This is a genomic window from Xanthobacter autotrophicus, from assembly GCF_029991245.1.
Classification (GTDB): domain Bacteria; phylum Pseudomonadota; class Alphaproteobacteria; order Rhizobiales; family Xanthobacteraceae; genus Xanthobacter; species Xanthobacter autotrophicus_C.
Genome location: NZ_JAIVFO010000010.1, coordinates 1 through 20,042, shown reverse-complemented (window position 1 = coordinate 20,042; position 20,042 = coordinate 1). Strand labels below are relative to the sequence as shown.

The window sequence follows — 20,042 nt, the reverse complement described above, 5'->3', positions numbered from 1 at the left end:
CGATCCTCCAGGTCAAGCGGGCTCTCATCTTCGTGTCAGAGGCCGGTCCCGCGGCCGCAGCGTAGAGGTAGAGAGGAGCCGGCCCGAGGGCAAGAGGCTGCGCCAAAGCCCGCGCGATGCCTGAGCGAAGCCCCCAAAGCCCGCGCGGCGCCTGAGCGAAGCCGCGGCAGCGGTCAGAGACCTGGGCCGCTGGCTGGGCCGCTGGGATGAAGCACGATCTTGAAGCCCTCGTGCGAGTTGGAAAAACCCAGCCGGCGATAGAATCGGTGGGCGTCGGTGCGGACCTTGTTGGAGGTCAGGGCCAGGCTCTGCGCGCCGGCACGTCCGGCTTCGGCCATGGCGAAGCGCACCATGGCCTCGCCGATGCGGCGGCCGCGCAGCGCCCCATCCACCTGCACGGCTTCCAGAAAGGCGCGCAGGGCGCCGCGCCCCGGCAGGCTGTGCACGAAAACGAGCTGGAACGTGCCCACCACCCGCCCGTCAAGCGCGGCCGCATAGAGGCGGGCCCGCGGGTCGGCGGCGATGGCATCGAAGGCGGCACGGTAGTCGCCGAGGGCCGCCGCCTCGCAGGTATCGCCGTGGCCGCCGAGGGCATCGGCGGCGAACAGGGCGACCAGCGCGGGCAGGTCATCGGGCCGGGCCGGACGGATCTCCAGGCCGGCAACGGGGGCGGTCAGCGACACAGGGGATCGTCCGGCGAGAGGACCGTCATCTGCCAGTCGCTCCAGCGGTGGGGGTTCATGGCGGGCGACCACCACTTCACCGCCATCTCGATGGTATTTTGATCCGGCGGCGGCAAGAGCAGCTGGGGCAGGCCGTTGGCGATGCCGGTGATGCGGGCGCAGCCGGTGGTCGGCCGCGGCGGCGGACGATACTGATCCTGGTACCACACCACCACGCGTGCGCCGGGAATGGCGGCGCGCAGGCGCCCGGCGGAAAATCGGTCGTCGGCGACGAGGGTCGGCGACGCGCCGAGCTTCATGGTCACCCCGAGCTGCATCTTGTACAGCGGCTCGGCCGAGACGCAGCGCCCGCACAGGCGCGGATCGGGCCACAGGGGGATGGCGACGCGCACGGCCATCACGCCCACGGCCATGGCGACGAGCAGGCCGAGATAGAGCTTCACCCGCGGTCGCCAGCCGCCGAGGCGCTCCAGTTCGGCGAACAGATAGACCGGCAGCAGCAGCAGGAAGACGTGGAAATAGCGGTCGCGCAGGTTCGTGGTCCCCACCGCGAACGTGGTGATGAGCGTGACCACGATGCCGAGCACGATGACCGTGCGCAGCACCCGCCGCGCGGCGCCCCGCGCGGCGTCGTCCGGCAGCGCCCCCTCGCCCCGGTTGTAGGGCAGGAACACCAGCGCCATCAGCCCGGCCAGGGGCAGCCCATAGCCGGCGAGCGCCCCGACCACGGAGGCGAGCACCGCGTCCCAGCCCGCGCCGGTGGCGCCGATGGTCTGGGCGGTGGCGCTGGCCACATTGTGCCCGAAATGCCAGAGCGCCCACCCATAGATGCCGAGCGGCACCGCCGCGACGAGAAGGCTGATGAGGATGCGAGGATCGAGGATCACGCGCCGGTAGGCGGGCTCGATGAGGCAGGCGACCAAAAGCACGCCCAGGAACGCGGCGAAGCCGAACTTGCCGAGCATGCCCACCGCGATCCACGCGCCGAGCCCGGCATAGAGGCCGGCGGACGGCTTGCGGGCCAGCGCGATGACCGTGAGGAAGGCGCCGGCGATGGCCACGATCATCACGTTGGAATGGGTGAGGATGCGGTGGCTGTGATAGCCGATCACCCAGATGGTGGAGAGGGAGAAGGTGGCCAGCGCCTGCAGGCGCGGCTCCGCGATCACCCGCCGGGCGACGCGGTAGACCAGCATGGCGCAGGCGAACAGCAGGGTGTAGCGCAGCACCGCGAACGACAGGCGGTCGGTGCCCAGCACCTGCTGGAGGCCCCACAGCAGCCAGTCGAAGAAGGGCGGGTTGCGCGGGACGTAGGACAGTTCCAGCGACTGGACGAGATAGCTCTCGATGGCGTCGTCCGGATTGACGGCGATCTCGAACACGGTGGCGATGAGGGCGTGCAGCACCATGTAGGCGCCGAGGATGACCGCGACGCCTTCCTGCCGCGCCCAGAACGGAACGTCGCGGGGCGTTGCGGCCTCGGCCTCCCGACGAAGATAGCTGGCAGTCACGGGACACTCCTGATGCGCGGGCCTCTATAGCCGCGCCCGCCAGCGGGCGCCACCTCGGGGAAACGGTCGGACGGGGGATTGCGCCCAAGCTCGGGGGCAAGCTCGGGGGCAAGCGCGCGGGATTGGGATCGGGTGCCGTTGCGGCAAGGATCGCAGGGCAAGAAAACGGGGCAACACTCACGGGGGCGAGGATCGCAGGGCGGCGCCTGCCCCCGCCCCGGGGCCTCCTACAGCGTCTCCAGCACCGCGAAGCGCTCCCGCCCGCCGGCGGCCAGCGCGGTGTCGGACACCTCATGCACCAGCATGTCGTCCACCCGCGCCCCGGCAGGTCCGGCGCGGCAGGCCTCCAGCATGGCCTCCACCCCCGCGTCCGGGCCGGCGAAGACCGCCTCCACCGCGCCATTGCGGCGGTTGCGCACGAAGCCCTTGAGGCCCCGCGCCTCGGCCTCGCGGGCGCACCAGGCGCGATAGCCCACGCCCTGCACCCGCCCGCGCAGCATCACATGCACGTACCGCATGGCGTCCTCTCGATTGGACCTGCCGTCACTTGGCGCAGCCCTCGGGCGCCTTCAGCGCCTCGAAGGTGGACATGGCGCCGACCAGGGCGAACTTGCCGTAATCGATCTTCAGGCTGCCCACGACGCCATTGTCGTAGAGCTGCATGTTCATCACATAGGCCGGCGCGCGATCCACCCCGCCGGTCTCGAAATAGCTGATGGTGACCGGATAGAAGGTGCGGCCCGCCAGGCTCTCCTTCGCCGGGGCCGCGATGCGGCGCTCGTCGGTGCTGGGGCGGCCCACCACGGCGAGGGTCTCGTACACCTTGGCCGGATCGTTGGCGCCGTCATAGACCTTGGCCTCCAGCACGCTCTCCCCCGCAGCCGCGGCGGCGAGCACCCGCTTCACATGCTCGGTGGGCAGCAGGATGTCCCCCTTCAGGTCCAGGGTGCGCGCTGCGGGCTGGGTGACGGTGACCTTCAGGGCATCGGGCCCCTGCCGCTCCACGCTGGCCTCGATCTTGTCGGCGCCATCATCGCCGGTGGAGGTGGAGAGGAAACGGTAGGCCTTCGCCGCCCCATCCTCCCACGCCGTGGAGGTCACCGCCTGGCGCAGGGGGCTGCCCTCCCCCGTGGAGGCCAGGCTCTCCTGCCGGGTGAGGGTGGAATAGCCGGCGCAGGCATCACCGGTGATCTCGTACTGGATCTCGCCGTTCATCTCCTCAAGCTGGCCCGAGGGCTTGGAGCCGTCGAGGGAAAGGCGGTAGCTCGCCTTGTGGGGCAGCAGCGGAACGGCCCCCGCCGAGGCCGCGTCAAGGCCGAAGACTGCGAGCACCGCAACGAAGGCGAGGCGCGAACGAAACGTCATGGTCCAAAACTCCTCCTGCGCCACCCCTGCTGGAAACCTGCGCCGCAGCGCCGGCTTGCACGGGCGCTGCGGTTCGGCGAAGAGGAAGGCCCAATTGCGCACACCGTGTGGCACAGCCCCGCACGGGACAGGAGCCTTTTCATGACCTCGCCCATTGAAGCCAAGCTGGCCGAACTCGGAATCACCCTGCCGACGCCGACGCCGCCCCTCGCCAATTATGTCCCCGTGGTGCGCACCGGCAACCTGCTGTTCGTCTCCGGACAGATCTCCATCGACGGCACCGGCAGGATCATGACCGGAAAGCTCGGCGCGGGCGTCGAGATCGAGGCCGGCCGCGAGGCCGCGAAGCTGTGCGCCATCAACATCCTGGCCCAGGTGAAGGCCGCCATCGGCGACCTCGACAAGGTGGTGCGGGTGGTGAAGCTCGTCGCCTTCGTGAACTCCACCCCCGATTTCGTCGACCAGCCCAAGGTGGTGAACGGCTGCTCCGACTTCTTCGTGGAAGTGCTCGGCGACAAGGGCCGCCACGCCCGCTCCGCCGTGGGCATCGCCGCCTTGCCGTTGGACGCGGCGGTGGAAGTGGACGCCATCGTGGAAGTGGTTTGATACCACCAACCTCGGTCTTCTACCGATGCCAGGCGGGTACGCTCCACACTCGGGTGTTCCCGAGTTGTGGATGTCAAAGCCGGATCCGGCAATGGCCGGAGCCGGGCGCCGCGCGGGCTTGACCAACCGCAGGACACGCGCATGGGCGACCTGAGCTGGCTGACGGCGCGTCCGGTCGCCCACCGCGGACTGCACGACGTGGCCCGCGGCATCATCGAGAATGCCGGCGCGGCGATGGATGCTGCCATCGCCGCCGGCTACGCCATCGAGCTGGACCTGCAGGCCAGCGCCGAGGGCGAGGCCATGGTGTTCCACGACTTCACCCTCGATCGCCTCACCGACGCGCGCGGCCCGCTGGCCGACCGCCCGGCGGCGGAACTGGGCGCCATCACCTTCCGCGGCACGGGCGACCGCATCCTCACCCTGCCCCAGCTTCTGGAGCGGGTGGCGGGGCGGGTGCCGCTCATCATCGAGATCAAGAGCGCCTTTGCCGGCGACACCCGCCTCGCCGCCCGCGCGGCGGACCTGGTGGCGGCCTATCCCGGCCCGGCGGCGCTGATGTCATTCGACCCGCGGATGCTGGAGGAGGTGCGCGCCCGCGCCCCCGGCGTGGTGCGGGGCATCGTCGCGGAGGGTCATTACGGGCCGGACTGGCCGAGCATCGGCCCTGCCCGTGGCTTCATCCTCGCCAACCTGCTGCACTGGCCGCGCTCGCGATTCCAGTTCGTGAACTATCGCGTCGCCGACCTCGACAAGGCCGCCGTGCGCCTCCTGCGCACCCTCGGGATGCCGGTGCTCACCTGGACCGTGCGGACGCAGGACCAGCGCGCCCGCGCCGCGCGTTACGCCGACCAGATCGTGTTCGAGGGCTTCCGGCCTTAGGTCGGCATGGCGTCCCGGACCAGCGACGGCGCAGCCGAAGCGCCGATCCAGGACCCAGCGGAGACTCCTGCGCAGCAGGCAAAACCCATATGGCGATGGGGGCCGCGAGCACCTGTGGCGAGGTGGAGCGCCGGACCAGCGCCGAGCCCCGGCTCTCCCTCCGCCCCGCTTCAGCCGGACGGCGCGAGGGTTTCTGCCCTGCCGTTAGACAGCCTGCGGCGTCCTGTCGCGGTGGGCAGGGTGTGATGCAACGCACAAATTAGCGGGATGCCCGACGCCCGCATTCGCATCCTTCCAGCCCTCGCCGAGATCAAGCCGACCGACTGGGACGCCTGTGCCGCCGGCGGCGGCGCGCGGCCGGAGCCGTTCGTGTCCCACGCTTTCCTGTCGGCGCTGGAAAGCGCGGGCTGCGCCGCCCCCCGCACCGGCTGGCTGCCGCAGCATCTCGTGCTCGACGGGCCGGACGGCACGCCCGCGGCGGTGATGCCCGCGTACCTGAAGTCCCATTCGCGCGGCGAATATGTCTTCGACCAGGGGTGGGCCGATGCCTACAGCCGTGTCGGCGGCGAATACTACCCCAAAGTGCAGGTGGCGGTTCCGTTCACCCCCGCGACCGGCCGCCGCCTGCTCCTGAGGGATCCGCAGGACCCGGTGGGCCGGCCCGCCCTGACTGCGGGCCTGAAGGAGCTGGTGCGCCTGCGCGGGGCCTCCTCGGCCCATGTCACCTTCGCCACCCAGGCGGAGTGGGAGGGGCTGTCGCAGCTCGGCTTCCTCCCGCGCACCGACCGGCAGTTCCACTGGACCAATGCCGGCTATGCCACCTACGACGATTTCCTCGCCGAACTCGCCTCGCGCAAGCGCAAGGCGCTGAAGAAGGAGCGGCGCGAGGCGCTGGCCGGCGGCATCACCATCGAATGGCTGACCGGCGCGGGCCTGACCGATGAGGCGCTCGACGCCTTCTTCATGTTCTACCTGGACACCGGCGACCGCAAATGGGGCACGCCCTATCTCAACCGCGAGCTGTTCTCGCTTCTGGCCGAGCGCATGCCGCAGGACATCCTGCTGGTGATGGCGCGGCGCGAGGGGCGCTATATCGCCGGCGCGCTCAACTTCATCGGCGCCGAGACCCTGTACGGGCGCTATTGGGGCGCCGTGGAGCAGCACCCCTTCCTGCATTTCGAGGTCTGCTACCATCAGGCCATCGACTTCGCCATCGCCCGCGGGCTCAAGGTGGTGGAGGCCGGGGCACAAGGCGAGCACAAGCTGGCGCGCGGCTATTTGCCGGTCACCACCTATTCCGCCCACTACATCGTCAATCCCGGCCTCAAGGCAGCGGTGGCGCAATATCTCGACCGCGAGCGCGCCTATGTGGAGGAGGATGCCGCCGTGCTCACCGAGCTTGGCCCCTTCCGCCGCTGCCGGGAGGAGGAGCACGACTGAGGGTAATGGGACACACCTTGCGTCCCTTTTGCCAGCGTATCATCCCGACGTTGCCCGGCCCCTTGCCCGGTCGCTATAGTCCGCCCGCGAAACCGGGGGTTTGCGATGACGTATTGCTGTGGGGTCCTGGTGCGGGACGGCCTTGTTTTGATTGCCGATACCCGAACCAATGCCGGCCTCGACAACATTTCCACCTTCCGCAAGCTCCATATCTTCGAGGAGCCGGGCCACCATGTGCTCGGCCTCGCCACCGCCGGCAACCTGTCGGTGTCCCAATCGGTGGTGAGCCTGCTGCGGGAGGGCGTCGAGGACCACGAGGCGGGCGAGCGCCACCAGTTGCGCGATTGCCGCACCATGTTCCAGGCCGCCCAGCTGGTGGGCACGGCCATCCGGCAGGTGCACAAGGTCAACGGCGAACTCATGGAGCAGAGCGGCATCAGCTTCGAGGTGTCGTTTTTGCTCGGCGGCCAGATTCTCGGCGACAGCCTGCGCCTCTACATGATCTACTCGGCTGGCAACTTCATTGAATGCACGCCCGACACGCCCTTCCTCCAGATCGGCGAGCACAAATACGGCAAGCCGGTGCTGGACCGCGCGGTGAGCTACGAGATGGAAATCTCCGACGCGCTGAAATCCAGCCTCATCTCCATGGATTCCACCATGCGCTCGAACCTCGGCGTGGGCCTGCCCATCGACGTGATGGTGGTGTCGCCGGACACGCTGCGCTCCGAGCTGCTCTACCGCGTCGAACCCGGGGAACCCTATTTCCACGACCTGCGCGAGCGCTGGTCGGCAGCGCTGCGCTCGGCCCACGCCTCCATCCCGCGCCCGCCCTACCTGAAGGACATGCGCACCCGCCGCCTCACCGAGGTGTGACGGGAGCGCTTCGGGCATCCGATCGCCGCGGGACCTTGGAACGAGAAAGGGCGCCCCGGAGGGCGCCCTTCTTATTTCCGTGCGAGCGGCTCACGCAGACGCTCGGTGCGTCTGGCGGCTCACGCCGACGCTCGGTGCGTCTGGCGGCTCACGCCGACGCTCGGTGCGTCTGGCGGCTCACGCCGACCCTTGTTGCGTCTGGCGGCTCACGCCGACCCTTGTTGCGTCTAGCGGCTCACGCCGCCTTGGGGGCGAGCTTGGCGGAAACGATCTTGTCGGGATCCTTCACGGGCTCGCCGCGCTTGATCAGGTCCACATTCTCCATGCCCGAGACCACCTCGCCCCACACGGTGTACTGGCCGTCGAGGAAGCGGGCATCGCCGAAGCAGATGAAGAACTGGCTGTCGCCGGAATCGGGGTTCTGCGCCCGCGCCATGGAGCAGGTTCCGCGCACGTGGGGCTGGCGGCTGAACTCGGCCTTCAGCTTCTGGCCCGAGCCGCCCATGCCGGTGCCGGTGGGGTCGCCGGTCTGGGCCATGAAGCCGTCGATGACGCGGTGGAACGGCACGCCGTCATAAAAGCCGGTGGACGCCAGCTCCTTGATGCGGGCCACGTGGCCGGGAGCAAGGTCCGGACGGAACGCGATGGTCACCGCCCCCTTGGTGGTCTCCAGAACCAGAACGTCGTCACTCATGGGTCTCATCCTTTCGAGGCGGCGCCGGAGGGTCCGGCCGCCGCGTCCGCCCGGCTGTGCCGGGCTTGAGAAAGCTGCGGCGACCGGCTGAGCCGACCGGAGCAGCGCAAATCACCTCGGCTGAACTACTTGGCGTCCGCCGCCACCTGCATCTTCACGATGCGGTCGGGGTTGGACACCACGCCGCCCGAGCCCGAGCCCTTCTTGATCTTGTCCACGAACTCCATGCCGGAGACCACCTGGCCCACCACGGTGTACTGGTTGTTCAGGCTCGGGGTTTCGTCGAACATGATGAAGAACTGGGAGTTGGCGCTGTCGGGCGAGGAGGCCCGCGCCATGCCCACCACGCCGCGCTTGAACGGCACGGAAGAAAACTCCGCCGGCAGGTTGGGATACTTGGAGCCGCCGGTGCCGTCGCCGCGCTGGCCGTCGCCGGTCTGGGCCATGAAGCCGTCGATGACGCGATGGAACGGCACGTTGTTGTAGTAGCCCTCGCGGGTCAGCGTCTTCATGCGCTCCACATGCTTGGGCGCAAGGTCCGGCCGCAGCTGGATCACCACGCGGCCATAGGGCGTCTCGAGAAAGAGGGTGTTCTGCGGGTCGGGCTTCGTCTGCGCCTGGGCCGGCAACGCGACGGCGAAGGCAAGCAGGGCAGCGGCGAGGAAGCGACCCAAAAGACGCGTCATGAAGATCTCCTGCGAACGGCCCCTGTCGGGGCGAATAACCGTGCTCTCGAGCGCGATCCGATCAGATTGATCAATCTGATCGGTGAATCGCCCTCTCACTTAATGATAGAGAACGCGTTATCCGATCAGCTTGCCTCGCAAGCTGATCGGCGCGTGCTCTAGCGCGGGAACTTGTCCTTCAGGCGCGCCAGCACTTCGGCCGGCACGAAGGCGGACACGTCCCCGCCCATGGCCGCGATCTGCCGCACCAGCGTGGCGGTGATGGGGCGGACCCGCGGCGAGGCGGGCAGGAACACGGTCTGGATGGCGGGGGCGAGCACGCCGTTCATGCCCGCCATCTGCATCTCGTAGTCGAGGTCGGTGCCGTCGCGCAGGCCCCGGATGAGCAGCGTCGCGCCGAGCCGCTGGGCGGTGGCGACGACCAGGTCATCGAAGGTGATGGCCTCCAGCGTCGCATTCTCCTGCGCCGCGATGGGCCCGCACACCGCCGTGAGCATTTCCAGCCGCTCCTCGGGCGAGAAGAGCGGCGCCTTGCCGGGATGGATGCCCACCGCCAGCACCAGCCGGTCGGCGAGCCGGCAGGCGGAGCGCACCACGTCCAGGTGGCCGTTGGTCAACGGATCGAACGAACCGCCATAGATGGCGGTGCGGGGCGTGTGGGCGCTCATGCTGCGCTCGACCTCTTCGCGCTTGACCTCATGGGGCGTTCCTCGGGGTCCTCAGAGGTGGCGCCTCTCCGGGCGACCTCTTGGGGCGGCATGGGGCGCCTGGAGAGGCGCCCCTGTTGGGGCGGAAGCCGTAGCCGTCCGCACCGCCCGGCGCAACCGCCAAAGGCGGATGCGCCGGGCGGACGGGACTCCGCCCTATGCCGGCGTGATGGTGGCGTCGAACGACCCACCGGGGCCGGGCACCACCACCTTCACCGGATGGTCCGCCAGGGCCTGCACGAAGTAGGAGGCATCCTGCACCAGGATGGGGAAGGTGCCGTAATGGCACGGCACCACCACCTCGACCCCCGGCAGGAAGCGCTTCACCGCCAGCGCCGCCACGGCGGGACCCATGGTGAAGCGGTCGCCGATGGGGATGAAGACCACCTTGGGCCGGTGGATCTCGCACATCAGCGCCATGTCCGAGAAGATATCGGTGTCGCCCATGTGCCAGACGGTGGGCTCTCCCGGCGCCCGGATGATGAGGCCGGTGGGGTTGCCGAGATATTCGGAGGGCTTGCCGTCGCCGCCCGAGGAATGGTCGGCGCGCACCATGGTCACGGTGAAGCCGCCGCAATCCAGCGTGCCGCCGGTGTTCATCATCTGCCCGGCATTGCCCGCGCCCTTGGCGGCAAGGAAGGCGCACAGCTCCGGATTGGCCACCACCGGCAGGGTGCGGCTGGCGTCGGCGGCATCCTCCACCAGCGAGACCGTGTCGCCCACATGGTCCGAATGGCCGTGGGTGAGCAGGATGTGCGTCACCCCCCGGGAGGCGTCCTCCACCGTGGAGTTGAAGCTGGGATTGCCGGTGAAGAAGGGGTCGATGAGCACCGCCTTGTCCGCGAAATCGAGGCGGAACGCGGCGTGGCCGAACCAGGTGATCTTCATGGGAAAGGACGCCCCTTTGGCTGCGCGGAGCACGCCCCGGTCCGCCTGCAGGGCAGGCGGGCCGGATCACGGTCTCCGTCTTGAAGCCCAGAGCCGGACCCGGCTCTGGATGCGATCGGGCGCGGAGTATCCCGGAAGGTCCGGCAGGGCGCAACGGCGAGGTGGCCTTTCGCCACGCCCCGCCGGCAAAAAGCGGCAGGCCGCCTAGCCCAGCGTGGAAAGCGCCGGGAAGGTCTCGATGAGCCAGTAGCTCGCATGGGCGATCCAGCCGGACATGAAGGCGATGCCGGTGAGCACCAGCAGCGCGCCCATGGCCTTCTCCACCACCGGCAGCGCCTTGCGCATGTGGACGAGGCTTTTCAGGAAGGGGCGCACCGCAAACGCCGCCAGGAGGAAGGGCACCCCGAGCCCCAGCGAATAGATGGCGAGCAGCCCCGCGCCCTTGGAGACCGTCGCCTCCGAGCCCGCCACCGCGAGGATTGCGCCCAGCACCGGGCCGAGGCAGGGCGTCCAGCCGAAGGCGAAGGCCAGCCCCATCACGAAGGCGCCCCAGATTCCGGTGGGCTCATGCACATGGGCGCGGGCAGTGCGGTGCAGCAGATGGATGCGGAACACGCCGAGGAAGTTCAGCCCCATCACGATGATGGTAAGTCCGGCGATGATGGAGAGCACGTCCAGATGCGCCCGCAGCAGGTCGCCGATGGCCGAGGCCCCTGCCCCCAGCATCACGAACACCACGCTGAAGCCGGCGACGAACAGCACCGCCCCCACCATGGCCCGGCGCCCCACCTCCTTCACCGGCTCGTCGCCGGCGAGGTCGTCCAGCGTGCTGCCGCCGAGGAAGCACAGATAGGGCGGCACCAGGGGGAGCACGCAGGGGGAAACGAAGCTCACCAGGCCGGCGAGGAAGGCGGCGGGCAGGGTCACGTCGGCCATGGGTCTTCGTCGCAGCTCCTGTGTGGCGCGTCCGTTGACGGTCGGACGGGCGTCCCGTCGACGCACCATCTCGCGGTGCTTTGCCTCATGGGCCGCCGGAGACGTTCGGGCAAGCCACACTTCGCCGCGCTCCCCGCCTTGTGAGCACAGTCGGCTGCGCCGGCCGGCGCCGGTCGGGGCTTGCGCCGGCCCCACTTCAAGGACATCTGAAGAGCATGAGCGACGAGCGCACGCCCCCCCGCCGGCCGCAGGTCTTCCGCCTCGACGAAGCCGCCATCACCATGGCGCCGCCGGAGCCGGTGGAACCCGCCTTCCCCCTGCCCGTGCCGGTCCCGGAGCCGCGCCGCAGCTGGGGGGTGTCCCTGGCCGGCCTGTTCTGGTCGGCCCTTGGCGGCGTGCTGAGCCTGATGGCCTATGTGGGCCTCAGCCAGCTCATCGCCGACCTGTTCGCCCGCGCCGAATGGCTCGGCTATGTGGGCCTTGCCTTCACCGCCGCGCTGCTGGCCGCTGTCATCGCCATCGTGGCGCGGGAAATGGCCGGCATGGCGCGGCTGACCAAGCTCGACGATATCCGCGCCCGCGCCGAACAAGCTTTGGCCGAGGACGACCGAACCCTCGCCGAAGCCGTGGTGCGGGACGTGCTGCGCCTGTCCGAGGAAACGCCCAGCCTCACCCGGGCACGAACGGACCTCGAAGGGCACATGTCCGGCATCATCGACGGGGCGGACCTGGTGCGCCTGTCCGAACGCACGTTGCTGGCGGGCCTTGATTCCCGCGCCCGGCAGATGGTGTCGGATGCGGCGCGCAACGTCTCCGTGGTCACCGCGGTATCGCCGCGGGCGGCGGTGGATCTCGCCTTCGTGCTCTACAGCGCCGTCACGCTCATGCGCCGCCTCGCCCAGCTCTATGGCGGGCGGCCCGGCACGCTTGGCACGCTCAAGCTGGTGAAGCACGTGCTCGGGCATCTCGCCATCACCGGCGGCATGGCGGCCGGCGACACTTTGGTGCAGCAGATCGTCGGCCAGGGGCTGGCGGCGCGGCTGTCCGCCCGCCTCGGCGAGGGAGTGGTGAACGGGCTGCTCACGGCGCGGCTGGGGCTTGCCGCCATCGCCGTCACCCGCCCCCTGCCCTTCACCGCCCTGCCCGCGCCGCGCCTCGCGGACGTGGCCGGCGGGCTGCTGCGCAAGGCGGAGGAGGACGAGGCGGCCGCCTCACGCCGGCAATAGGTGCGCCGGAATAGCGTCCGGCGTATAGCGCAGCGGGCGGTTGCGCCAGATCATCTCCGCCGTGGGCCACACCACGAACGCGCCCATGGCGACGAGGAACAGCGCGACGCTCCATTGCCGCTCCATGAGCGCGAAGCCCAGCACCGTGAGCAACCCCGTGAGGCCAGCCAAGCCCACTGCGACCATCAGCGCAAAGCGCCACGGCCCATAGCCGCCGCGGAAGCGCGCGCCGCTGCCCGCCGCCGCGAGCGCGCCATGCAGTGCCCGGACGAAGGCGGCATAATCCGCCCCCTGGTCGCGCACGCCGGTGAGCGAGATGCGCGAGGAGGAACCGGTCTTCAACCGCGTGCCGTTGCGGCCTGTCAGTTCGATCTCGAAGCTGTGGTTGGCGAACTTGGACGGCAGGAAGCGCAGGGTCACGGCCGTCACATCGGCCAGCGCCAGGCGCCCCTCCTTGGGACCAACCGCGAATTCCAGCACCGGCGGGGCAAGCTCAAGCCGCACGCCGGTGCCGCCGAGGCGCGGAAAGCAGGCATAGGTCGCCGCGCCGGCATCCGCGCTCACGTCAATTCCCGCATGGCGGCGTCGATGCCCTCGACGGTGAGCGGGAACATGCGTCCCTCCATGAGGTGGCGGACGAGGCGGATGGAGTCCGTATAGCCCCAATGGGCCTGCGGCACCGGATTGAGCCACGCCGCCTTGGGATAGGTGGTGGTGAGGCGCTCCAGCCAGACCTTCCCCGGCTCGGCGTTGTTGTGCTCCACCGAGCCGTTGGCATAGGTAATTTCATACGGGCTCATGGAGGCGTCGCCGACGAAGATCAGCTTGTAGTCGTGCGGGTAGGTGTGCAGCACGTCGAACAGGGGCATGCGCTCGGTGGCACGCCGGACGTTGGATTTCCACACGCCCTCATAGACGCAATTGTGGAAATAGAAGTGCTCGAGGTGCTTGAACTCGGCGCGGGCGGCGGAGAACAGCTCCTCCACCTGGGCCACGTGCCAGTCCATGGAGCCGCCCACGTCGAGGAACAGCAGCACCTTCACCGCGTTGCGCCGCTCCGGCCGCAGCCGCACGTCGAGCCAGCCCTGACGGGCGGTCTCGCGGATGGTGCCGTCGAGGTCCAGTTCCTCCGCCGCGCCGATGCGGGCGAACTTGCGCAGGCGGCGCAGCGCCACCTTGATGTTGCGGGTGCCCAGTTCGACGGTGTCGTCGAGGTCCTTGAACTCGCGCTTGTCCCAAACCTTCACGGCGCGGAAATTGCGGTTGCCGTCCTGGCCGATGCGCACGCCTTCGGGATTGTAGCCATAGGCGCCGAAGGGCGAGGTGCCGCCGGTGCCGATCCATTTGGAGCCGCCCTGGTGGCGCCCCTTCTGCTCCTCAAGCCGCTGCTTCAGCGTCTCCAGCAGCTTGTCGAGCCCGCCCAGCGCCTCGATCTGGGCCTTCTCTTCCTCGGTGAGGTGCTTCTCGGTGAGCTTCCTCAGCCAGTCCTCGGGGATGGAATGGCCCTCCTCGCCAAGGGCGCTTTCCAGGCCCTTGAAGCAGCGTCCGAAGACCTGGTCGAAGCGGTCGAGATGGCGCTCGTCCTTCACCAGGCTGGCGCGGGCAAGATAGTAGAAGGTATCTACCTGCCGGCCAGCCACGTCGCGATCCATGGCCTCCATCAGCGTGAGGTATTCACGCACGGAGACCGGCACGCCGGAGGCCTTGAGCGCCTCGAAGAAGGCGATGAACATTCAGGCTTCTCCCCGCTCCGCGCCCTGTGCCCGCCCCTCGCGGCTCATCCGCGCCCACACCCTGCACCCACACCCAGCGCCCACGTCCCGCACCCACGTCCCGCACCCAAGTGGGCCGCGTCGTACGCGCCGCGCGCTCCACCATAGCGGAGAGCCGTGCCCGCGCGCAAAGCCGGGCTGGTGCGCGGGCCGCTAGAGCGTTTTCGAGCGAAGTGGATACCGGTTCGCGCAAAGAAAACGCATCAAAACAAGACTCTAGGGCGATTGCCGTGAGCCGATGCGAACGGAAAACGCTCTAGAACGCGAACGCGAAAGGCCGCGCCCCGGAGGACGCGGCCTTTGCCTGAAGGAGGCTGCCCCGAAGGGCAGTGCTCAGTTCACGCCATAGACGTTGGCGTTGGCTTCCGTGATCTCGCGGACCGCGGTGGCCCCGAGCAGCACCAGGTTCAGGAACTTGGTCAGCTCCACGGACGCGGCATTGCCGACATAGATGATGTCCTTGTCCCGCATGGGCACCTTGGTGGCCATGAGGTAGCCGGTCGGCTCGCGGAAATTGACCGTGTAGATGGTCGGGATCCGCTTGTCGGTCACATTGGACACGTCCACGCCCATGCGCTCCAGCGTGGTGCGGTTCTCGACCCGGAACAGGAACACGGACTGCGGGTCCGCCTGCCCGTCCAGCAGGCCATCGGCCTTGGCCGCGGCCTCGCTCAGGCTGATGGAGTCGTTGCCGAAGTTGAACTGGCCCTGCCTGCCGCTGGCGCCGAAGGCCAGGAAGGTGCGCGGACGGCTGAACACATAGATGGTGTCGTCCGGCTGCAGATAGATGTTGTTGGTCGGCTCGCGGACCAGGCGGTTGAAGCTGATGGTCGCCTCGCGGTTGCCGCGCTGCAGCGTGACCAGCAGGTCGTAGCCCTTGGCCTGCGCCAGGCCGCCGCGACTGACCGCGTCCAGGATGCGCTCGCCGGCGGAGGTCAGCGGGAAGCGCACCGGGGTCTGCACCTCGCCGATGACGGTGACCGCGTTGGAGCGCTGGGTCTTCACCGTGACCACCGCCTGGGGCTCGATGGCCCGGTTGCGCAGGCGCTCGACGATTTCCTTCTCCACTTGCGACGGCATCAGCCCGGCCGCCCTCACCTGGCCCGCGTAGGGCACCGAGATGAAGCCGCTGGGATCCACGGTCTGCTCAGGGATGTCGACGAAATTGCCGGCGCGCGAGGCGGCTTCAGCGGGAATGAACAGGCCGCCCGAGGAGGCCTCGAAGATGGATACGCCGACCTGGTCGCCAATGCCGATCTTCACGTTGGGGATGGGCCTGCGATCATTGCGGAAGGTGCCGACCAGACCTTCGCCGTCAGTGGTCGACAGCACCCGCACCACGTCGATGGTCATGGGCACCAGCTTGTAGCCGACGCCGTCGGTGTCCTGCGTCTGCGGATTACGCACCTCTACGCTGTAAGGGCCGGAAGCCGGAAGAAAATTGCAGCCGCCCAGGACTGCAGCGATGGCGACGCAGCCTGCGAAGCGAAGGCGGTCGAACCAACTCTTTCGGACGAGCAACACTGGCTATTACCCCCTTACAACGTCGCGGATGATCCCTACCATGATGGTCCGGGAGCGGACCATCTCCGACCGGTTGAATCGTCTCCGATCAAAGCGTTTCCGAGTCTCATGTGGCATCGCAGCAACAAGGGCGGATGCCGCTTTCCTAACGAAATTAGCAATATAATACCTCCATAAGAGAGGTATCAGAGCCTGTCGTTCCCGCGCCGCACGGCTGGCCGGCAGGCTCAGGTCGTGATCTGAAAGCAGTCGGTGCCTTCGAGCACCAGGCATGTCAGGTGGCCCGAGGCATAGGCGCCCGTATCGATGTTGATCCGGTTTGGTAATACCTCCGGCTCTTTCGTCGGGGTATGCCCGTGCACGACGCAGTGGCCGAGCCAGTCGGGGCAGTCGAGGAACTCGCGGCGGATCCACATCATGTCCTCGCGGCTCTGGTCCTCCAGCGCGACGCCGGGCCGCAGACCCGCATGGACGAACAGATAGTCGCCGCAGACGAAATAGCTCGACAGCCCGCGCAGGAACGCGACATGCGCCGGCGTCATGGACGCGCGCCAGTGGCTCCAGAGCGTGCCGTCATCCAGGGGGCGCTGGTGGCCCACATAGGACACAACGGTCTCGCGCCCGCCGATCCTCAGCCAGCGGGAAAACGCCTCCCGCGACAGGAGGGCCTCGACCATCACCGCCTCGTGGTTGCCGCTGAGGCACACCGCCTTGTGGCTGGCCTGGCGCTTGATCAGCGCGTCGATGACCGCCGCCGACTTCGGGCCGCGATCCACGTAGTCGCCCAGATAGACCTCGATGCAATCGGCTCCCGGATGGACGCGCTTGTCCTCGTCGATCGCCGCCTGCAGCCGCAGCAGCAGATCGAGATGACCGTGGATGTCCCCGACGGCGTAGACCCGCTGGTTGGGTGGAATGCTTGGCATCGGCGGGCGGAACGAACCCTTGGTCGTGGTCTTGGGGCGGAGCTTCAGCATTCCCATGGTTGCGGCCCGCCCCCCTGCAACACCCCCCATGGGGCATGATCACGACGAAAGTCTATCACACTCTCTCGCGCACCGCGAAGACTCTTTGCTGCATTGCGGTAACGATGGAGACTCAAAGAGTAATTGCGTAAGGGCAAGGTCCCCGCCGGCCGTCAGGCCGCACCGGGAGCACCTCGACCGGAGCGGTGAATCCGGCTCAAATGCCAATGGCCCATGAGCTGGACTCATGGGCCATTGGTCTAGCCGGCGCGGCGTTTGAGCGTCAGCCACTTGGGGCCCCGCTTGGGGGACAGGTGCGCACCGGGTCGCGCAGGCAGACCGGGCGACGGCAGGGCCGGGACCAATTGCACGCGCCGGCAAGGGGCTTCTTTCGCTTCGGGGGAGAGCGGTGATGGCATTCGATCTGACGGCGCTGGCCCTGCTCCTGGAAGCCCTGCTCGGCTATCCGGCGGCCATGGTGCGCCGCGTCGGCCATCCGGTGATCTGGATCGGCCGGCTGATCGTTGTCCTCGACCACGGCCTGAACCGTCCGGGCCTCACCGCCACGACCCGCAAGGGCCTCGGCGTGGTGGCGGTGGGCGTCATCCTCGGCGCGGCCGCCGTTCCGGCCGCGATTCTGGAAGCCATGCTGCGTCCCCTGCCCTTCGGCCTCCTCGTGCTCGGCCTGATCGGCTCGACGCTGATCGCCCAGCGCTCCCTGCACTGGCATGTGGCTCGGGTGGCCGAGGCGCTGGAGACCGGCAGCCTGGAGGCGGCCCGCACTGCGGTGAGCCATATCGTCGGCCGCGACCCGCAGACCCTGGATGAAGCCGGTGTCGCCCGCGCCGCCATCGAGAGCCTCGCCGAGAATTTCTCCGACGGCGTGGTGGCGCCCACATTGTGGATGTGCGTGGGCGGGCTGGCCGGTGGGGCCGCCTACAAGGCCCTTAACACCGCCGACAGCATGATCGGCCACCTCACCGAGCGCCACGCCGCCTTCGGCTGGGCCGCCGCCCGCGCCGACGACTACGTGAACCTGCCCGCCTCGCGCCTCGCCGGCATGCTGCTGATCGCAGCCGCCGCCCTCACTCCCGGCGCCGATGCCCGCGCCGCCCACGCTGCCATGCTGCGGGACGCGCCGCGCCACCGCTCCCCCAATGCCGGCTGGTCGGAAGCCGCCATGGCCGGCGCGCTGGGGCTGAAGCTGAACGGACCCAAGGTCTATGCCGGCGTCTTCACCGAGGACGCCTATATGGGCGACGGGCGAAGAGAGGCGACGGCAAGGGACGTGCGCGCGGCGCTGCGGCTCTACCGCCGGGCCGATGCGCTGATGGTGCTGCTGGTGCTCGCGGGCGCCGCAGCCCCCTTCATCTGGCGAGGCTGAGCAAAAGGTCGAGGTCGAGATGGGCGGCAAGGTGCGCGGCGAGGCGGTCCAGCGTCTCCTCCACCCCCTGCTCATAGGCCGCCTGCGACGGCGCCCCGCCGAGCGCCGAGAGCAGGCCCGCGCGGAAGGCGTCAGAGGCGAACAGCCCGTGCACATAGGTGCCCGCCACCCGACCCGACGCGGACCGGGCGCCATCGGGATGCCCATCGGAGAGCACGGCGAAGGGCCGCTCCGCATCCGCGCCAGTGGTGACGCCCATGTGCATCTCGTAACCGGAGAAGGGCTCCCCCTGCGCCACGCCCTCCACCTCCACCAATCGCTTGTCCGGCGACAGCACGGTGTGGACCTTGAGCAGGCCGAGGCCCCGGGCGATCTTCGCCTCGCCCTCGATGCCGTCGGGATCGGCGATGGTCTCGCCCAGCATCTGGTAGCCGCCGCACAGGCCCATCACGCGGCCGCCACGCCGGGCGAAGGCTAGGATGTCGTGGTGGAGCCCCTCGGCCTTGAGCGCCGCGAGGTCCGCGATGGTGGCCTTCGAGCCGATGAGCAGCACCAGGTCGGTATCCACCGGCAGTGTCTCGTGGGGGCGGATGCGGCGCACTTCCACCCCCGGCTCGGCATCCAGCGGGTCGAGGTCGTCGAAATTGGAGACGTGGGGCAGGATGGGCACGCAGATCCTGATCCGCGCCCCGGGCTTCGCCGCAGGCGGGGCGGCGAGCGCCAGCGCGTCCTCCGCCGGCAGGCGGATGGCCTCACCGAAATGCGGCACCAGCCCCAGCGCCGCCCAGCCGGTCTGGCGGGCGATCAGGTCCATGCCGGCGGAAAACAGGCTCGGGTCGCCCCGGAAGCGGTTGACGATGAAGCCGCGGATGAGGGCGGCATCGGCGGGATCGATCACCGTCTTCGTCCCCACCAGGGAGGCGATGACGCCGCCCCGGTCGATGTCGCCGATGACCACCACCGGCACATCCGCCGCGCGGGCAAAGCCCATGTTGGCGATGTCGCCGGCGCGCAGATTGACCTCGGAGGCGCTGCCCGCGCCTTCCACCAGCACCAGGTCGGCCTCGGCCTTGAGGCGGCCGAAGCTCTCCAGCACGAACGGCAGCAGCGACGGCTTCATGCCCTGGTAGGCCGCCGCCTTGGCGGTGCCGTGGACGCGGCCCTGCACCACCACCTGCGCGCCGGTCTCGCCCTGGGGCTTCAGCAGCACCGGGTTCATGTGGACGCTGAGGGGCACCCGCGCCGCCCGCGCCTGCAGCGCCTGCGCCCGGCCGATCTCGCCGCCATCGGCGGTGACGGCGGCATTGTTGGACATGTTCTGCGGCTTGAACGGGCGCACCGTCAGCCCGCGCAGGGTGAAGGCGCGGGCGAGACCTGCGACGAGGAGCGACTTGCCCACGTCCGACCCGGTGCCCTGGAACATCAGCGCGCGTGCCATGGGCTCAGAACTCGATCCCGGCCTGGGCCTTCACGCCGGCCGCGAAATGGTGCTTCACCAGCCCCATCTCGGTGACGAGGTCGGCCGCCGCGATCATCTCCGGCTTGGCGTTGCGCCCCGTCACCACCACGTGCAGGCCGGGGCGGCGGGCGGAAAGGGTGGCGACCACCTCGGCCAGGTCGAGATAATCGTAGCGCAGGGCGATGTTCAGCTCGTCGAGGACGAGGAGGGCGATGGTCTCGTCCGCCATCAGCTCGCGCACCTTGGCGAAGGCGCGGGCGGCGGCGGCGCGGTCGCGGGCAAGGTCCTGCGTCTCCCAGGTGAAGCCCTCGCCCATGGTGTGCCAGACCACGCGATCGCCGAATGCGGCAAACGCCTCCTGCTCCCCGGTCTGCCACGCGCCCTTGATGCTGTCTCTTATACACAACTGACGCTGCTCTGACGCTGCCGACGATAAGG

At 69.0% G+C, this 20,042-nt stretch carries 20 protein-coding genes; 6 read left to right on the top strand and 14 right to left on the bottom strand.

Annotation, left to right across the window (positions count from 1 at the left end):
* Window positions 1-173 precede the first annotated feature (173 nt).
* From K9U41_RS03585 to K9U41_RS03570, 4 genes are all read right to left on the bottom strand, one after another.
* Window positions 174-683, bottom strand: coding sequence for a GNAT family N-acetyltransferase (locus tag K9U41_RS03585; RefSeq protein ID WP_282639494.1), 510 nt, complete (start codon window positions 681-683; stop codon window positions 174-176).
* Window positions 674-2,194, bottom strand: coding sequence for an ArnT family glycosyltransferase (locus tag K9U41_RS03580; protein WP_282639493.1), 1,521 nt, complete (start codon window positions 2,192-2,194; stop codon window positions 674-676). Before K9U41_RS03580 ends, K9U41_RS03585 begins: the two co-directional genes overlap by 10 nt.
* A 227-nt stretch (window positions 2,195-2,421) precedes the next feature.
* On the bottom strand, window positions 2,422-2,712 hold the full coding sequence (locus K9U41_RS03575) for an acylphosphatase (RefSeq protein WP_282639492.1): 291 nt from the start codon (window positions 2,710-2,712) through the stop codon (window positions 2,422-2,424).
* A gap of 25 nt (window positions 2,713-2,737) precedes the next feature.
* Window positions 2,738-3,559, bottom strand: coding sequence for a cell envelope integrity EipB family protein (locus K9U41_RS03570; protein ID WP_282639491.1), 822 nt, complete (start codon window positions 3,557-3,559; stop codon window positions 2,738-2,740).
* A 141-nt stretch (window positions 3,560-3,700) separates the two neighbouring features.
* Here K9U41_RS03570 and K9U41_RS03565 point away from each other — a divergent pair, with 141 nt between their 5' ends.
* The 4 genes from K9U41_RS03565 (at window position 3,701) to K9U41_RS03550 (ending at window position 7,363) form a co-directional block, all read left to right on the top strand.
* A complete protein-coding gene (locus K9U41_RS03565; RefSeq protein ID WP_282639490.1) occupies window positions 3,701-4,165 on the top strand; it encodes a RidA family protein in 465 nt (154 codons plus the stop codon).
* Between the two features lie 141 nt (window positions 4,166-4,306).
* Window positions 4,307-5,047, top strand: a complete 741-nt coding sequence (locus tag K9U41_RS03560) for a glycerophosphodiester phosphodiesterase family protein (RefSeq protein WP_282639489.1) — start codon at window positions 4,307-4,309, stop codon at window positions 5,045-5,047.
* A 267-nt stretch (window positions 5,048-5,314) separates the two neighbouring features.
* A complete protein-coding gene (locus tag K9U41_RS03555) occupies window positions 5,315-6,487 on the top strand; it encodes a GNAT family N-acetyltransferase (protein WP_282639488.1) in 1,173 nt (390 codons plus the stop codon).
* Window positions 6,488-6,592: 105 nt separating this feature from the next.
* Window positions 6,593-7,363, top strand: a complete 771-nt coding sequence (locus K9U41_RS03550) for a proteasome-type protease (RefSeq protein ID WP_282639487.1) — start codon at window positions 6,593-6,595, stop codon at window positions 7,361-7,363.
* A gap of 235 nt (window positions 7,364-7,598) precedes the next feature.
* Here the strand turns inward: K9U41_RS03550 and K9U41_RS03545 are convergent, their stop codons facing one another.
* The 5 genes from K9U41_RS03545 to K9U41_RS03525 all read right to left on the bottom strand — a co-directional run bounded on the left by K9U41_RS03545 (window position 7,599) and on the right by K9U41_RS03525 (window position 11,274).
* Window positions 7,599-8,057, bottom strand: a complete 459-nt coding sequence (locus K9U41_RS03545; RefSeq protein ID WP_432715720.1) for a peptidylprolyl isomerase — start codon at window positions 8,055-8,057, stop codon at window positions 7,599-7,601.
* Window positions 8,058-8,182: 125 nt separating this feature from the next.
* Window positions 8,183-8,743, bottom strand: coding sequence for a peptidylprolyl isomerase (locus K9U41_RS03540; protein ID WP_282639485.1), 561 nt, complete (start codon window positions 8,741-8,743; stop codon window positions 8,183-8,185).
* Between the two features lie 158 nt (window positions 8,744-8,901).
* Window positions 8,902-9,411 carry a pantetheine-phosphate adenylyltransferase gene (gene coaD / locus K9U41_RS03535; protein ID WP_282639484.1) on the bottom strand — a complete coding sequence of 170 codons (510 nt, stop codon included), beginning with the start codon at window positions 9,409-9,411 and terminating at the stop codon, window positions 8,902-8,904.
* Between the two features lie 195 nt (window positions 9,412-9,606).
* Window positions 9,607-10,338 (bottom strand): metal-dependent hydrolase, encoded by a 732-nt coding sequence (locus K9U41_RS03530; RefSeq protein ID WP_282639483.1) that lies wholly within the window; start codon window positions 10,336-10,338, stop codon window positions 9,607-9,609.
* Window positions 10,339-10,542: 204 nt separating this feature from the next.
* Entirely contained in the window at window positions 10,543-11,274 is a 732-nt protein-coding gene (locus K9U41_RS03525) for a cytochrome c biogenesis CcdA family protein (RefSeq protein ID WP_282639482.1), read from the bottom strand.
* Window positions 11,275-11,489: 215 nt separating this feature from the next.
* Between K9U41_RS03525 and K9U41_RS03520 the strand changes: the two genes are divergently transcribed.
* Window positions 11,490-12,500, top strand: coding sequence for a YcjF family protein (locus tag K9U41_RS03520; protein WP_282639481.1), 1,011 nt, complete (start codon window positions 11,490-11,492; stop codon window positions 12,498-12,500).
* On the opposite strand, the gene K9U41_RS03515 is transcribed toward K9U41_RS03520, so the two are convergent.
* The 4 genes from K9U41_RS03515 to K9U41_RS03500 form a co-directional block, all read right to left on the bottom strand.
* The gene (locus K9U41_RS03515; RefSeq protein ID WP_282639480.1) at window positions 12,486-13,064 is read right to left on the bottom strand and encodes a hypothetical protein; all 579 of its coding nucleotides are present in this window, start codon (window positions 13,062-13,064) and stop codon (window positions 12,486-12,488) included. The genes K9U41_RS03520 and K9U41_RS03515 overlap by 15 nt on opposite strands.
* Window positions 13,061-14,233 carry a vWA domain-containing protein gene (locus K9U41_RS03510; RefSeq protein WP_282639479.1) on the bottom strand — a complete coding sequence of 391 codons (1,173 nt, stop codon included), beginning with the start codon at window positions 14,231-14,233 and terminating at the stop codon, window positions 13,061-13,063. Before K9U41_RS03510 ends, K9U41_RS03515 begins: the two co-directional genes overlap by 4 nt.
* Before the next feature lie 372 nt (window positions 14,234-14,605).
* The gene (locus K9U41_RS03505; protein WP_282639478.1) at window positions 14,606-15,679 is read right to left on the bottom strand and encodes a polysaccharide biosynthesis/export family protein; all 1,074 of its coding nucleotides are present in this window, start codon (window positions 15,677-15,679) and stop codon (window positions 14,606-14,608) included.
* 344 nt (window positions 15,680-16,023) lie between these two features.
* Window positions 16,024-16,773 (bottom strand): metallophosphoesterase family protein, encoded by a 750-nt coding sequence (locus K9U41_RS03500; RefSeq protein ID WP_282639477.1) that lies wholly within the window; start codon window positions 16,771-16,773, stop codon window positions 16,024-16,026.
* A gap of 400 nt (window positions 16,774-17,173) precedes the next feature.
* Between K9U41_RS03500 and cbiB the strand changes: the two genes are divergently transcribed.
* Complete coding sequence (gene cbiB, locus K9U41_RS03495; protein ID WP_282639476.1) at window positions 17,174-18,145, top strand: adenosylcobinamide-phosphate synthase CbiB; 972 nt, start codon at window positions 17,174-17,176, stop codon at window positions 18,143-18,145.
* Here the strand turns inward: cbiB and K9U41_RS03490 are convergent.
* Window positions 18,129-19,583, bottom strand: coding sequence for a cobyric acid synthase (locus K9U41_RS03490; protein ID WP_282639475.1), 1,455 nt, complete (start codon window positions 19,581-19,583; stop codon window positions 18,129-18,131). The genes cbiB and K9U41_RS03490 overlap by 17 nt on opposite strands.
* Between the last annotated feature and the right edge of the window lie 459 nt (window positions 19,584-20,042).